17 protein-coding genes are annotated in these 13,886 nt (G+C 69.2%); 11 read left to right on the top strand and 6 right to left on the bottom strand.

What is annotated here, in order from left to right; all coding sequences use genetic code 11:
* Positions 1-257: 257 nt before the first annotated feature.
* From QP166_RS10790 to phbB, 3 genes are read left to right on the top strand one after another with little or no spacing between them, the layout of a single operon-like run.
* Positions 258-1,487: a molybdopterin cofactor-binding domain-containing protein gene (locus tag QP166_RS10790; RefSeq protein WP_333915912.1), complete on the top strand. Its 1,230-nt coding sequence runs from the start codon at positions 258-260 to the stop codon at positions 1,485-1,487.
* Positions 1,429-2,490: a ferrochelatase gene (gene hemH, locus QP166_RS10785; RefSeq protein ID WP_443027209.1), complete on the top strand. Its 1,062-nt coding sequence runs from the start codon at positions 1,429-1,431 to the stop codon at positions 2,488-2,490. Before QP166_RS10790 ends, hemH begins: the two co-directional genes overlap by 59 nt.
* A gap of 56 nt (positions 2,491-2,546) precedes the next feature.
* Positions 2,547-3,269 (top strand): acetoacetyl-CoA reductase, encoded by a 723-nt coding sequence (gene phbB / locus QP166_RS10780; protein WP_333915911.1) that lies wholly within the window; start codon positions 2,547-2,549, stop codon positions 3,267-3,269.
* A gap of 416 nt (positions 3,270-3,685) precedes the next feature.
* On the opposite strand, the gene QP166_RS10775 is transcribed toward phbB, so the two are convergent.
* Complete coding sequence (locus tag QP166_RS10775) at positions 3,686-4,051, bottom strand: glycine zipper 2TM domain-containing protein (protein ID WP_333915910.1); 366 nt, start codon at positions 4,049-4,051, stop codon at positions 3,686-3,688.
* A 129-nt stretch (positions 4,052-4,180) separates the two neighbouring features.
* Between QP166_RS10775 and QP166_RS10770 the strand changes: the two genes are divergently transcribed.
* Positions 4,181-4,948, top strand: coding sequence for an esterase-like activity of phytase family protein (locus tag QP166_RS10770; RefSeq protein WP_333915909.1), 768 nt, complete (start codon positions 4,181-4,183; stop codon positions 4,946-4,948).
* Positions 4,949-4,990: 42 nt separating this feature from the next.
* Positions 4,991-5,161, top strand: a complete 171-nt coding sequence (locus QP166_RS10765; RefSeq protein ID WP_333915908.1) for a hypothetical protein — start codon at positions 4,991-4,993, stop codon at positions 5,159-5,161.
* A gap of 71 nt (positions 5,162-5,232) precedes the next feature.
* On the opposite strand, the gene rpmB is transcribed toward QP166_RS10765, so the two are convergent.
* The gene (gene rpmB, locus QP166_RS10760) at positions 5,233-5,529 is read right to left on the bottom strand and encodes a 50S ribosomal protein L28 (RefSeq protein WP_333915907.1); all 297 of its coding nucleotides are present in this window, start codon (positions 5,527-5,529) and stop codon (positions 5,233-5,235) included.
* Between the two features lie 142 nt (positions 5,530-5,671).
* On the opposite strand from rpmB, the gene QP166_RS10755 reads away from it, so the two are divergent.
* On the top strand, positions 5,672-5,899 hold the full coding sequence (locus QP166_RS10755; RefSeq protein WP_028966566.1) for a hypothetical protein: 228 nt from the start codon (positions 5,672-5,674) through the stop codon (positions 5,897-5,899).
* Positions 5,900-6,001: 102 nt separating this feature from the next.
* On the top strand, positions 6,002-6,451 hold the full coding sequence (locus QP166_RS10750; protein WP_333915906.1) for a nucleoside deaminase: 450 nt from the start codon (positions 6,002-6,004) through the stop codon (positions 6,449-6,451).
* Between the two features lie 9 nt (positions 6,452-6,460).
* Here QP166_RS10750 and QP166_RS10745 read toward each other — a convergent pair whose 3' ends face one another.
* Positions 6,461-7,144, bottom strand: coding sequence for an OmpA family protein (locus QP166_RS10745; RefSeq protein WP_333915905.1), 684 nt, complete (start codon positions 7,142-7,144; stop codon positions 6,461-6,463).
* 143 nt (positions 7,145-7,287) lie between these two features.
* Here QP166_RS10745 and QP166_RS10740 point away from each other — a divergent pair, with 143 nt between their 5' ends.
* Positions 7,288-8,583, top strand: coding sequence for a hemolysin family protein (locus QP166_RS10740; protein ID WP_333915904.1), 1,296 nt, complete (start codon positions 7,288-7,290; stop codon positions 8,581-8,583).
* A 330-nt stretch (positions 8,584-8,913) separates the two neighbouring features.
* Here QP166_RS10740 and QP166_RS10735 read toward each other — a convergent pair whose 3' ends face one another.
* The 3 genes from QP166_RS10735 to purD are packed head-to-tail and all read right to left on the bottom strand — an operon-like array spanning position 8,914 to position 11,346.
* A complete protein-coding gene (locus QP166_RS10735) occupies positions 8,914-9,378 on the bottom strand; it encodes a GreA/GreB family elongation factor (RefSeq protein ID WP_333915903.1) in 465 nt (154 codons plus the stop codon).
* The gene (locus tag QP166_RS10730) at positions 9,375-10,055 is read right to left on the bottom strand and encodes a hypothetical protein (protein WP_333915902.1); all 681 of its coding nucleotides are present in this window, start codon (positions 10,053-10,055) and stop codon (positions 9,375-9,377) included. Before QP166_RS10730 ends, QP166_RS10735 begins: the two co-directional genes overlap by 4 nt.
* Positions 10,056-10,086: 31 nt before the next feature.
* Positions 10,087-11,346 (bottom strand): phosphoribosylamine--glycine ligase, encoded by a 1,260-nt coding sequence (gene purD / locus QP166_RS10725; RefSeq protein WP_333915901.1) that lies wholly within the window; start codon positions 11,344-11,346, stop codon positions 10,087-10,089.
* Between purD and xseA the strand changes: the two genes are divergently transcribed.
* Genes xseA through QP166_RS10710 form a run of 3 tightly spaced genes read left to right on the top strand, consistent with a single transcriptional unit; the run spans position 11,345 to position 13,794 of the window.
* Positions 11,345-12,748 carry an exodeoxyribonuclease VII large subunit gene (gene xseA, locus QP166_RS10720; RefSeq protein ID WP_333915900.1) on the top strand — a complete coding sequence of 468 codons (1,404 nt, stop codon included), beginning with the start codon at positions 11,345-11,347 and terminating at the stop codon, positions 12,746-12,748. The genes purD and xseA overlap by 2 nt on opposite strands.
* A gap of 12 nt (positions 12,749-12,760) precedes the next feature.
* The gene (locus tag QP166_RS10715; protein ID WP_333915899.1) at positions 12,761-12,961 is read left to right on the top strand and encodes a DUF2093 domain-containing protein; all 201 of its coding nucleotides are present in this window, start codon (positions 12,761-12,763) and stop codon (positions 12,959-12,961) included.
* Positions 12,961-13,794 (top strand): M23 family metallopeptidase, encoded by an 834-nt coding sequence (locus tag QP166_RS10710; RefSeq protein WP_333915898.1) that lies wholly within the window; start codon positions 12,961-12,963, stop codon positions 13,792-13,794. Before QP166_RS10715 ends, QP166_RS10710 begins: the two co-directional genes overlap by 1 nt.
* Positions 13,795-13,886 lie beyond the last annotated feature (92 nt).

The raw sequence follows: 13,886 nt of genomic DNA, 5'->3' as shown, positions 1-13,886 counted from the left end.
GTGTTCGCGAGCATCCGGCAGTCGCCGCACCGCGACGCACGATTGCGCTCGGCGAACGTCGCCGCGGCCGAGCGGGTCGCGGGAATGCTCCACGTCGTCCGCAACGATCGCTGGATCGCCGCTGTCGCGAACAATTGGTGGGCCGCCAACCGTGCGCTTATCGCGCTCGCGCCGCGCTTCGAGGGACCGATCCCCCCGACGACGCGGCGATCGACCGTGCGCTTGCCGCGGCGCTCGAGGCCGATGGCCACCGCGTCGTGCGCACTGGCGATGTCGACGGCGTCTTCGCCGGTGCGCGGCTGGTCGAGGCCGAGTATCGCGTCGCCCCCGCACTCCACGCCGCGGTCGAGCCGCCGGCCGCGACCGCGCACTGGCAGAATGAACGGCTGGAGCTATGGGCCGCGACTCAGGCGCCCTCGCTGGCGCGCGCGGCGGCGGCGCGCGCGATCGGCGTGGCGGAGGCGCAGGTGATCCTGCATCCGATGCTCAGCGGCGGTTCGTTCGGCGCGGCGCTGGAGGTCGATGTCGTCGAGCAGGCCGCGATCCTCGCCAAGCAATTGCGTCGCCCGGTGCAGCTGGCGTGGTCGCGCGGCGAGGCGTTGCTCCACGACCGGGTACGTCCGCCCGCGCGTGCGCGGATGGCGGCACGGCTCGCGCCCAATGGTGCGATCCTCGCGTGGCGCGCACGGATCGCGGTGCCGGCGACCGGGCGTGAAATGGCGATACGATTGCTGCCCGACGATCCGCTGCGACGGCTCGCCTCGATCTTTCCGGCGGGCGCGGACGGCTATGCGACGAGCGGCGCGGTGCCGCCCTATCGTCTGGGTGCGTCGGAGGTCTGGCATCATCCGGTCGCGCTCGACCTGCCGACCGGTCATCTGCGCGGCGGCGCGGACGGTTACACCGCCTTCTTCACCGAATGCTTTCTCGACGAACTGGCGCGGGTCGCGGGAACCGAGCCGATGTCGTACCGCGTCGGGCTGCTCGGCGGCGAGCCGCGGCTGGCGCGCTGCTTGACGACGGTGGCGGCGCTCGGCGGGTGGAGCGGCGGCGTGCCGGGCAGCGGGCAGGGGATCGCCTGCCACCGCATGGCCGGCAGCATGATCGCGGTGCTCGCCGAGGCCGGGTTCGACGGAGCCGGCCGCCCGAGCGTCGACCGGCTGGTCGCGGCGGTCGATTGCGGACGCGCGATCAACCCCGACATCGTCCGCCAGCAGATCGAGGGCGGGCTGATCTTCGGCACCGCGACGACGCAGGGCGCGGCTGCTCATTATCAGGACGGGCTGGCGAGCATTCGCCGCTACGGCGACGTCGCCCTCCCGACGCTCGCCGACGCCCCCGAGATCACGGTCGAGCTGATGACCTCGACTGCGGACCCCGGCGGGGTCGGAGACCTGGGCGTATCCGCGGTCGCCCCCGCGATCGCCAATGCGCTGTTCGCTGCCGGCGGAACGCGGTGGCGCCACTTGCCGTTCAGGAGCGCGTGATGCTTCCCCCGACCACCCCGCCATCCCCCGCCCACGCATCGGCGTGCTGCTCGTCAACCTCGGCACGCCCGATGCCGCGGATACGCGCGCGGTGCGCCGTTATCTTGCCGAGTTCCTGTCGGACCGGCGCGTGGTCGAGATCCCGCAATTGCTGTGGCAGCCGATCCTGCGCGGTGCGATCCTCACCACCCGCCCGAAGAAATCGGCGCACGCCTATCAACAGGTCTGGACCGACAACGGCTCGCCGCTGGCGTCAGTGACGCGCGCCCAGGCGCTGGCGCTGAAGGACGCGTTCGGCGCTGAGGTGCTGGTCGACTGGGCGATGCGCTATGGCAATCCTGCGATCGGCGACCGGCTACGCGCGATGAAGGAGGCGGGGTGCGAGCGGATCCTGCTCGCCCCGCTCTACCCGCAATATTGTGCCGCCACGACCGCGACCGCCAACGATAAGGCATTCCTCGCGCTGGCCAAGATGCGCTGGCAGCCTGCGCTCCGCACGCTGCCGCCCTATTACGACGACCCCGCCTATATCGGCGCGCTCGCGCAGAACATCGCCGCGGCGCTGGAGACGCTAGACTTCGCGCCCGATGCGGTGGTCGCCAGCTTCCACGGCATGCCGCAGCGAACGCTGGAGCTTGGCGACCCGTATCATTGCCACTGTCGAAAGACCGCGCGGCTGCTCGGCGAGGCGCTCGGCCGCCCGCTGACCGTCGCGTTCCAGTCGCGCTTCGGCCGCGCCAAATGGCTGGAACCCGCCACCGACACCACACTGGAGGCGATGCCCGCGCAGGGTATCCGCAAGGTGGCGATCGTCGCGCCCGGCTTCTCCGCCGACTGCCTGGAGACGCTGGAGGAGCTGGCGATCCGCGGCCGCGAGAGCTTCGTGGCGGCCGGCGGCACGCATTTCGCCTATCTGCCATGCCTCAACGACAGCCCGGACGGCGTCGCGATGCTGCGCACGTTACTGGCGCGTGAACTTGAAGGCTGGATCACCCCCGCCTAGGCTGGCTTTAATTTGGAACACCGCCTCATTTCGAGCGGGTGACGGGAGAGGATGTTATGGCACGTGTGGCGATCGTCACAGGGGGAACGCGCGGCATCGGCGAGGCGATCAGCGTCGCCCTCAAGGACGCGGGAATGACGGTCGCGGCCATTTACGCCGGCAATGACGAGCGTGCGCGCGAGTTCACCGACCGCACCGGCATCGCCACGTACAAATGGGACGTGGCGGATCATGAGGCCTGTCAGGAAGGCTGCGCGAAGGTCGCCGCCGAGCTGGGGCCGGTCGACGTGCTGGTCAACAATGCCGGCATCACGCGCGACGGGACGATCCTGAAGATGACCTACCAGATGTGGAAGGAGGTCATGGATACCAACCTCGGCGGTTGCTTCAACATGGCCAAGGCGGTGTTCCCGGGGATGCGTGACCGCAAATGGGGGCGGATCGTCAACATCGGCTCGATCAACGGGCAGGCCGGGCAATATGGCCAGGTCAATTACGCTGCGGCGAAGAGCGGCATCCACGGCTTCACCAAGGCGCTGTCCCAGGAAGGCGCGCGTGCCGGGGTGACCGTCAACGCGATCGCGCCGGGCTATATCGACACCGACATGGTCGCTGCGGTTCCCGCCGACGTGCTGGAGAAGATCGTCGCGAAGATTCCGGTCGGCCGCCTCGGCCAGGCACAGGAAATCGCGCGCGGCGTGGCGTTCCTGTGTTCGGAGGAAGCCGGGTTCGTCACGGGTTCGACGCTGAGCATCAACGGCGGCCAGCATATGTACTGACGGGCGCAGGCCCGCGTGCCGCGGGCCGGTGCGCGCAAGCGCAGCGCCCGGCTCGGCCGGCGGGTCGGCCTCGCGCCGACCCGACCGACGACGCGGGCTTCGCCCGCGGCGCATGGCCGCAAAGCACGACTTCTCAACGCCCGCCGCCCACCACCGTTCGTGCTGAGCCTGTCGAAGCACGTGTTTCGTGGCACGCCCTTCGACAAGCTCAGGGCGAACGGTGCGGGAGATCGAGCCCAAAATAACGCGGGCCCGGCACCTTTCGGCACCGGGCCCGCGCCCTCATACACTACGCGAGGGAAGGGGTAGACGACGGCAAGGCCGTCGCCGGTCGGGTCGGCGTTGCCGACCTTCCGGCCGTGTCGCTGGCGGCGCGATGCGCCATGGTCGGGAGCGTGGCTCCCGACCGGCCAGCGTCAGCGGCAATACCGCGAGTTGTTCGACTTCTCGATCGCGTTGCCCGCGACCGCACCGCCGACACCGCCGAGCACCGTGCCCAGCGTACGGTCGCCGCGCGAGTCGATCACCCGGCCGAGCAGACCACCGGCGATCGCACCGACCACCGTGCCGGTCGTGCCGTTCGAGCAACGGCGGTTGTAATTGTAGCGACGGTCGTTGCCGCGATAGTCGCGACGGTCGTAACCGCGCTGATCGTCATAGCCACGATTGTCGTAGCGGCTGTAGCGATCGCCATAATAACGCTGGGCGTCGGCAGAGGTCGGGGCCACGGCGGCGGCGCCCATCGCGAGCGCGGCACCGGCAAGGGCGAGATTCTTGAACATGAGCAGTCTCCCGTTTGCTGTTCCGGTCGGCGGGCTTCCCCGTCGATGAAAATGGTTTTGCCCGATTCGCATTGAGCCGACGCTGAATGCGTCCGTTATCGGGCGTTCATCCTTTTGCGCGGAGCGGCGGTGGTTTACGCGCATGAGGTGCGATGGCCGGTCACCCTTGCAATGGTGCTGCTGCTGGTGCCGTCCTACAGCGGCGACGGCCGGCGGCCATTGTTCGCGCCGGGCCTGCGCGTCACGGCGACACCCTTCGTGCCGAAGGGCGGCTGGCCCCGCCGCATCGGTGCGCTGGAGCCGATCGGCGCGCTGTCGCTGACCGCCAACCAGTCCGCGTTCGGCGGCCTTTCGGCGCTGGCCTTGTATCGCGGGCAGGCGATCCTGCTCAGCGACGGCGGTCTGGTCGTGCGGGTGCGCATCGCGCGCGGTAAGATGGAGACGCTCGGCACCGCCGAATTGGCCGACGGGCCGGAGACCGGCTGGCGCAGGGCATCGCGCGATACCGAGTCGCTTGCCGTCGATCCGCGCACCGGTCGCGCCTGGATCGGGTACGAGCGCATCAACATGATCTGGCGCTACGCGGGTGACTTCAACACCGCCGATGCCGCCAGTTATCCGGTGCCGATGCGGCGTTGGGGCATCAACAGCGGCGCCGAATCGCTGGTGGGGCTGAACGACGGGCGGTTTGTTGCCTTTCGCGAGGGCGGGGTTCGGGAAGACGGCGCGCGGGCCGCCTTGCTGTTCGACGGCGACCCGGCGCTCTTCGACACGCCCACGTCGCGGCTGCGCTATCTCCCGCCGCCGCATAGCTCCCCAGCGATGCCGCCGTGCTGCCGAACGGCGACGTGCTCGTCCTCAATCGACGATTCTACCTGCCGCTGCGGTTCGAAATGACGCTGGTGCGAGATCGCCGCGAGCACGATCCGGCCGGGCGCGTTGCTTCGCGGATCGGTCGTTGCCCGCTTCGGTACGGCGCTCGGCAACGAAAATGCCGAGGGGCTGGCCGTGTCACAGGAAGGCGGTCGGGTGATGATCTGGCTCGTCACCGACAATGATGGCGCGTTCTGGCGGCGGACGATCCTCGCCAAGTTCCGCTGGCGCGGCTGACGCCACAACGCATCACGGCCCGCCGTCCAGGTGGAGGGCGGGCCGCAGCGATGCGGGCAGGGCCGGTGGCGTCAGGCCGCGGCGGCGGCCGAACGCTTCTTAACGACGTCGCGCTTCAGGCGGCGAGCCTTCAGCGACAGCTTGTCGTCCGAGGTCTTCACCAGCCAGTTGTCCAGCCCACCGTTGTGCTCGACCGAGCGCAAGCCGTTGGTCGAGACGCGCAGACGGATCGACCGCTCCAGCGAGTCGGACAGCAGCGTGACGTTCTGCAGGTTCGGCAGGAACGTGCGCTTGGTCTTGTTATTGGCGTGGGAAACGTTGTTGCCCACCTGCCGGCCCTTGCCGGTCAGCTCGCAAATGCGCGACATGTGAATAATCCTGAATTCGGTTGCCCGGAAAGTGGGCGCCAGTAACCCAGCCCCGATGATCGGTCAAGTCGGCAGCGCTGCAACCAGCCCGGCGCGGCAGCGTTGTTGCGGCAGCGAATCAACAGGGAATCGGAGAAGAAGGATGCGCGGGCTGCTGGTGCTGATCGGAATCGTCGCCTTGGTGTTCCTGGCGGCGCTGTTGCTGGGCTTCGTCAAGTTCGACCAGACCCAGACGGCGCAATTGCCGCGACTCGAGGGCGGGCAGGCGCCGAAGTTCGATGCCGACGTCGCGAAGGTTCGCGTCGGCACCGAGAACAAGACGGTCGAAGTCCCGAAGGTCGAGGTTCAGAAGCCCGGCGAACAGCGCTGAGCTGAACTCCCGAGTCACGCCGCCACCCCGGCCTCGAGCCGGGGTGATGGTGGGATAAATCGAAGCCTTCACCGCCGCGGCGCGCAGGCGTAGGCAGCGACGATGTTTCCGCTGCCTCACCCGATGCGCGTCGCGCTCGACGCGGCCCGAGAAGCGGATGGCGCTGGTGAAGTTCCGGTCGGTGCGGTCGTAACGCTTGCCGGGCAAATCATCGCGGTCGCCGCCAACGCCCCGCGTCAGCTATGCGACCCGACCGCCCACGCAGAGATGCTGGCGATCCGCGCCGCCGCTAAGGCGCTCGGCCGCGACCGGCTCGAGGATTGCGATCTGTGGGTCACGCTCGAACCCTGTGCGATGTGCGCCGGCGCCATCGCGCACGCCCGGATCGCGCGCCTCTATTACGCCGCCGATGACGTGAAGGGTGGCGCGGTCGAGCACGGACCGCGCTTCTTCACCCAGCCGACCTGCCATCACCGCCCCGAGCTGTTCGCCGGCATCGGGGCGGGGGAGGCCGCCACCCTGCTGCGCGACTTCTTCGCCGCGCGGCGGTGACGGTGGCGATCAGCGCGGCGGCAAATCGTTCTGCGAGATCGGGACGATCTTGATCTCGACGCGGCGGTTCTCGGCGCGCCCGGCCTCGGTCTCGTTCGAGGCGATCGGCTGCGTCTCGCCGAACCCGCGCGTGGCGATCCGGGCGGACTGCACCCCGTGGCTCGACAGATAATCCGCGACCGACCGCGCCCGCCGCTCCGACAGGTCCTGATTGTACGAATCGCTGCCGGTCGAATCGGTGTGGCCGTACACATCGACATAGGTCTCGCGATAATCGGCGAGCACGCTGGCGACCTTGTCGAGCGTCGCGCGGAATTGCGGCTGCACGTTCGCCGAATTGTACGCGAAGTTGATCCCCGACGGGATGTTGAGCAGCAGATCGTCGCCCTGACGCGTCACCTCGACATCGGTGCCGCGGGTCCGCTCGCGCAATTCGCGCTCCTGCTTGTCCATATACGCGCCGATTCCCGCACCCGCGATCCCGCCGAGACCCGCGCCGACGATCTTCTCGGTCCGGTCGCGCCGTCCGCCGACCAGATCGCCGAGCAGATACCCGCCCAGCGCGCCACCGATCCCGCCGATCGCGGTCTTCGAGATACGCCGCTCACCGGTGTCCGGATCGGTCGTACATGCCGAGACGGCCACCAGCGACACGCACGCCAGCGCGGCAGCCAGCTTCGACGACAGCTTCATCTTCTTCCCTTTCGCTACCTGATGTCGGTCAACCCGACGCCCGGATATATTGTTCCGCCTGCGCACTGAATGCCGGGTGAAGCGCGGCAGCAACAATTTGGCGATTGTCGGATTGCCGCTTTGCCGCCAAGAGGGGGTACATCATGCTACCGCCGTTCCCCTGGGTCGACGTCTTCATCATCCTCGCGCTCGTTGCGCTCAATGGCGTGTTCGCCATGAGCGAACTGGCGATCGTTTCGGCGCGCCGTGCGCGCCTGGAGGCGATGGCACGCAGCGGACGACGCGGTGCCGCCATCGCGATCGAGCTGGCGGCGGATCCCGGCAAGTTCCTGTCGACGGTGCAGATCGGCATCACGCTGATCGGTATCGGCACCGGCGCTTATTCGGGCGCGAGCCTCGGCACGCCGGTCGCCGCACGCTTCGAGGCGCTCGGGATGGGGCACGAAACCGCGCTCAGCGCCGGCTTCGCGCTGGTGATCGCGCTCACCACTTATGCCTCGCTGATCGTCGGCGAACTCGTTCCCAAGCAATTCGCGCTCCGCAAGCCCGAAGCGGTAGCCGCGCTGGTCGCCCAGCCGATGTGGTGGCTCGCACGGCTGACGAAGCCGATCGTCTGGGTGCTCGACGCGAGCAGCGCGCTGCTGTTTCGCCTCTTCGGGCTCAACCGCGAGAATGAGGAGCAGGTCACCGCCGAGGAACTGCACCTGATCGTCGCCGAGGCAAGCAAGTCCGGCGTGATCGAGGAGCATGAGCGCTCGATCATCTCTGGCGTGGTGCGCCTCGCGGATCGGCCCGTGCGTGAGGTGATGACCCCGCGCACCGAGGTCGACTGGCTCGACATCTCGCTCGACGATGCCGCGATTCGCGTGAAGCTGCGCGAAACGCCGCACAGCCGCTTGCCGGTGGCGCGCGGATCGATCGACTCGGTGGTCGGCGTGGTGCAGGCGCGCGACGTCGCCGCGGCGCTGTTCCGCGACGAGACGCTCGATCTGGAAAAGCTGGTCCGCAAGGCGCCGGTGGTGATCGACCAGATCGACGCGATGGACGCGCTCGACGCATTGCGCCGTGCCGAGGTGCCGATGGCGTTGATCCACGACGAATACGGGCATTTCGAGGGGATCGTCACCCCCGCGAACCTGCTCGCGGCGATTGCGGGCGAGTTCCTGTCGGACATCGACCCGGAGGAAAGCCCCAACGTCGTGATTCGCGACGATGGCTCACTGCTGGTCGCCGGCACGATGGCCGCCGATGCGCTTGCCGAACGGCTCGGCATCGATCTGCCCGAGCACCGCGACTACGCCACCGTCGCCGGCCTCGCACTGGCCGCGTTTCGCAAGCTGCCCGAGGAGGGCGAGAGCTTCGAGGAACAGGGCTGGCGGTTCGAGGTGGTCGATCTCGATGGCCGCCGGATCGACAAGTTGCTCGTCAGCGAGGCTTGAGCGTCGTTCGTCGAGCGTGACCGGCACGACGTCGCTAGACAGCCGTCATTGCGAGCGCAGCGAAGCAATCCAAGGCTGGATCAGGACGCTCTGGATTGCTTCGCTACGCTCGCAATGACGAACTCCTCCGTCATGCTGGGCGACCATGTAGGCGAAGTTTCTTCCTTCCCTCTAACCGTCACCCCGGCGAAGGCCGGGGCCCAGTTGGGAAGGCTGTCGTAAAGAAGCGATGTGCGTGGTCACGGAGGTCACGCAGCTGGACCCCGGCGTGCGCCGGGGAGGCAGGCGACAGGTATTTAGTTCCGGCCGGAGGGCTTGCAACAGCCGCCGCTACCCCGACGCCCCGACCTCCAACACCTCGATCGCATCCTCCCTCCCATTGAACGCCACCAGTTCTCCTGCCTCCGCACCCATCAGCGCGCGCGCCAGCGGCGCGGAGAAGGACAGCAATCCCGCCGGCGGATCAGCCTCGTCGTCCCCGACCAGCGTCACCGCGCGCTCCTTGCCCGCCAGCGCAAACCGCACCCGGCTCCCGAACCCGACCACACCGTCGCTTCGCGGCGCAGTGTCGATCGCGGTCGCACGCCGCGTCTTCCAATAGCGCAGATCGCGCGCGATCGGCTTTGCGGCCTCCGCATCGGGCGCCGCCGCCAGCGCCGCCTCCAGCTCGACGACCCGCGCCTCAATCAGCGCGCGTCCACGTGGGGTCACCAGATTGGGACCAGGCGGGATCGGCAGCTCGAATTTCGGTTCGAGATGTTCGTCATCGCTCTCGCGACGGAAGGCGACGCTCATCCCAGCTTGCCGAACTGCGCTTCGTAACCGGCGCGATCGCCCTGCGCGAGCAAACGCGCCTGTTCGCGCCAGCGGTCGCGCTCCATCCGCCCCTGGAAGACGCCGAGCTGCGCGTCGAGTTGTTCGGCCTCGGCATCGTCGAGCCATGCAAGCTGATCGAGCCGCGTGACCCCCAGTTCGGAAAGCCGCATCGCGATCTTCGGGCCGAGCCCCTTCAGGATCGTCACCGACTGCGCGCCACCTTCTTCGGCGGGGGCGAGCGGTGCGTCGGCGGCGACGCTGGCCGGTGTCGCATCCAGCGGTGCGGCCGCGGCGATCGGCTCGTCGGGCAGCGTCGCCTGATGATCGTCCGCAACGCGCTCAGCTGGAGGTGAAGCGACCGGGGGAGCAGCCGTCGCGGTGGCGACCGGCGGCGGCGGCGATGGCGCAGGTGGCGTCGCCGTGACGACCGTCGGACCACCCTCGGCGGTGTTCGTCGCCTCGACGCCGTCCGCCTTCAGCTCCTCGATCCGGCGCTGCTCCTCCGCTTCGGCGGCGCGGCGCTGGCGCTTGAGCCGCGCGCCCCACACCATCGCGATGATCGTAAGCACGGCGAGGATCGCGACCAGCGCAAGCGCGATCGTGACCAGCACGCCGTTCTGGGAAATGGGGTCGAGATCGAAGCTGCCTGAGTTCATGAGCCGGTCCTGCGCCGAAAGTGCTGCCCGCTCAACCGTCGATCACCGCCTTGGCTCCGATGTCGCGGCGGAAGAAGCCGGTCGGGAAGTCGACTTTCTCGACCGCCGCATAGGCCGCGCGCTGTGCGGAAGGTACATCGGCACCGCTGGCGGTCACCGCGAGCACGCGCCCGCCCGCCGACACCAATTGCCCGTCCTTCAATGCCGTACCCGCCTGGAATACCACCGCGCCGTTCGCCTGCGCGGCGTCGATCCCGGCGATCGCGCCGCCGGTGCGCGGGGTACCGGGATAATTTTCCGCCGCCATCACCACCGTCAGCGCGACGTCGTCGGAGAAGACCGGCGCCGGCACGTCGGCCAGCCGCCCCTCCGCGACCGCGAGCAGCAACGCGGCGAGGTCGCCGGTGTAGCGCATCATCAGGACCTGACATTCGGGATCGCCGAAGCGGACGTTATATTCGATCAGCTTGGGGCCGTCGGTCGTCAGCATCAGCCCGGCATAGAGAACGCCGACATAGGGCGTGCCCGAGGCGGCAAGACAGTCGATCGTCGGGCGGACGATTTCGCCGAGCGCGCGCTCTTCCAGCTCCGCCGTCAGCACCGCCGCCGGACTATACGCGCCCATCCCGCCGGTATTGGGGCCGGTGTCGCCATCGCCGACGCGCTTGTGATCCTGTGCCGAGCCGAAGGCGGCGGTGGTGGTGCCATCCGACAGCACGAACAGGCTCGCCTCCGGTCCTTCGAGCATCTCCTCGATCACTGCCTCGACCGGGCCGTGTGCATAGAGGTCGGCGATCGCCGCCTCGGCCTCGGCGCGCGTGGTGGCGACCACCACACCCTTGCCCGCCGCCAGCCCGTCGGCCTTGATGACGCAAGCGTCGCCGAAATCGTCGAGGCAGGCGAGCGCGCCGTCCTTCGAGGTGACGCGGAAATAGCGCGCGGTCGGGATGCCCATCCGCGCGCACAGATCCTTGGTGAAGCCCTTCGACCCCTCCAACTTCGCCGCCTCGCGCCCGGGGCCGAACACAGGTATGCCGATCGAGCGGATATTGTCGGCCAGCCCATCGACCAGCGGCGCCTCCGGCCCGATCACGACCAAGCCAACCCGATGGCGGCGCACGAAATCCACCACCGCGCGGTGATCTGTCACGTCCAGATCGGCGATCGTCGCATGTTGGGCGATGCCAGGGTTGCCCGGCGCGGCGAAGAGCGTATCGAGCGTCGGAGACTGCGCCAATTTCCAGGCGAGCGCATGTTCGCGTCCCCCCGAACCCACCAGCAGGATGTTCATGGCCGACCCCCTTTACGATACTCAGGCGGGGCGGCTGGTAGCCGAGCCGACGCCCGGCGACAATGCGATGGCGTTGAGCGTCGGCGAACTGTCGGGTCGATTGAAGCGGATGGTCGAGGGCGAGTTCGGCCACGTCCGGCTGCGCGGCGAGATCTCGGGCTACAAGCGCGCCACCTCGGGGCACCTCTACCTCTGCCTGAAGGACGAAAGCGCGGTCATCGACGGCGTGATGTGGAAAGGCAGCGCGGGCGGGCTGGCGTTCCGTCCCGAGGACGGAGTCGAGGTGATCGCGACCGGGCGGCTGACCACCTATCCGGGCCGCTCCAAATACCAGATCATCATCGAGCGGATGGAACTGGCCGGCGCCGGCGCGCTGATGGCGCTGCTCGAAAAGCTCAAGGCCAAGCTGGCGGGCGAGGGGCTGTTCGACGCCGATCGAAAGAAGCCGCTGCCATTCATGCCGCGCGTGATCGGCGTCGTCACCTCGCCGACCGGCGCTGTGATCCGCGACATCCTCCATCGCCTCGAGGATCGTTGCCCGACGCATGTGATCGTCTGGCCGGTCAAGGTGCAGGGCGCGGGGGCGGCCGAGGAGGTGGCGGCGGCGGTGCGCGGGTTCGACGCGCTGCCCGCGGATGGTCCGATCCCGCGCCCCGATCTGGTGATCGTCGCGCGCGGCGGCGGGTCGATCGAGGATCTGTGGGCGTTCAACGAGGAACCAGTGGTACGCGCGGTCGCGGGTTGCTCGATCCCGATCATCTCGTCGGTCGGGCACGAGACCGACACGACGCTGTGCGACCATGCCGCCGACCTGCGCGCCCCGACCCCCACAGCGGCGGCGGAAATCGCGGTGCCGGTGCTCGCCGAACTGCGGCTGTCGCTCGACGCGATGGCCAATCGTACGCAGCGCTGCGCGCGTCGCTATGTCGATCGTGGGCGAGAGCAACTGGCGGCGCTGGTGCGGGTGATGCCGACGCGCGACCGGCTGCTCGGGCCGCAGCGGCAGCGGCTCGACGATCTCGGGATGCGCGGCGATCGTGCGTTGGAGCGACGCGTCGCACGCGCGCGCGGCGAGCTGACCCATGCCGCGGGTGCGATCCGCCCCGCGACGCTGGAGCGGCGGCTGGAGGCGGCGCGGCGGCGGCTGGCCGACGTCGGGCGGCTGATCGACAGCCTCAACCCCGACCGTATCTTGGAGCGCGGCTATGCCCGCGTCGAGGCGGCGGCGGGCGGCACGGTCACCACTGCCGAGGCCGCGCGCGCGGCGGGCGCGCTCAACCTGCGCTTCCGCGACGGGGCGGTGGCGGTGCAGGTCGACGGGAGCGCGAAACCGGAGGTGAAGGTTGAGCGCAGCCCACGCCGCGCCTATCCTGACAAACCCGAGCAGCCCCGCCTGATCTGAGAGCCCGTTCCGATGCTGATGTCCCACACCGACCGTCCCGCCAAATTGCACTATATGGCCAACGGCTTCCGCATTCTGGCGGCGGGCGATCACGTGCTGTGCGCGGTCAGCGGCGCGCGGATCGCGCTGGAGGACCTGCGCTATTGGGACGTCGCGACGCAGCGGCCGTTCGCGAGTGGCGCGATCGCGACGGAGGAGCTGGCGCCGCGGTGATGCGCCGGATCGCGTTTCTGGTGCCGTTGCTCGCCGTTGCCGCCGCCGCGCCGCAACAGGCGATCTCGCCGTCCCGTTTCGGCCTTAGCGACGGATTGCGGCAGGGTGCGCTGGCGCTCGGCACCGCGCCGGCCGGTACGACGCGCCTCACGCTCGACGACGCGCCGGTCGCCGTCGCCGCGGACGGCCGCTTCGTGATCGCCTTCGACCGCGATGCCAAGCCGCAGGCGCTGCTGACAGCGACTTTGGCGGACGGCACGACGCAGACCGCCACACTGTCGATCGCGCCCGGCGACTGGCGGATCGAGCGACTGCCGACCCTGCGCAAGATCCCGGTGCCCAGCGCGGAGTTCGCCGCCAAACGCTCCGGCGAACTGGCGCAGATCGTCGCCGCGCGCGCGACCGGCAGCGACGCGGACGGCTGGCGGCAGCGCTTCGTCTGGCCGGCGCGCGGGCGTATCTCGGGGCTGTTCGGCGCGCAGCGCATCTACGCCGGGGAGCCCGGAAGCTACCACGGCGGCGTCGACGTCGCGAAGCCCGAAGGTGCGGAGGTGGTCGCGCCCGCCGACGGCGTGGTGACACTGGCCGCCGATCCGCCGTTCACGCTCGAAGGCCGGTTGCTGATCCTCGACCATGGGCACGGTGTGACCAGCGCGTTCCTGCACCTGTCCCGCATCGACGTGCGCGTCGGTGAGCGCGTGCGCCAGGGGCAACCGATCGGGCTGGTCGGCCGCACCGGCCGCGCCACCGGGCCGCACCTGCATTGGGCGATGACGTGGAACGGCGCGCGGATCGATCCGCTGCTGGTCGCGGGGGCGATGCCGGCGTCATAACCGTCATCCCCGCGAAGGCGGCAACCCAGAAACTCTGACGTCTCGCCCCTTGCGAAGACCTGCGCGTCTGGATTCCCGCCGACGCGGGAATG

Source organism: Sphingomonas sp. LR60, from assembly GCF_036855935.1.
In the GTDB taxonomy this organism is placed as follows: domain Bacteria; phylum Pseudomonadota; class Alphaproteobacteria; order Sphingomonadales; family Sphingomonadaceae; genus Sphingomonas.
Note: the sequence above shows the minus strand (reverse complement) of the source record. Positions and strands in the feature narration are given on the sequence as shown.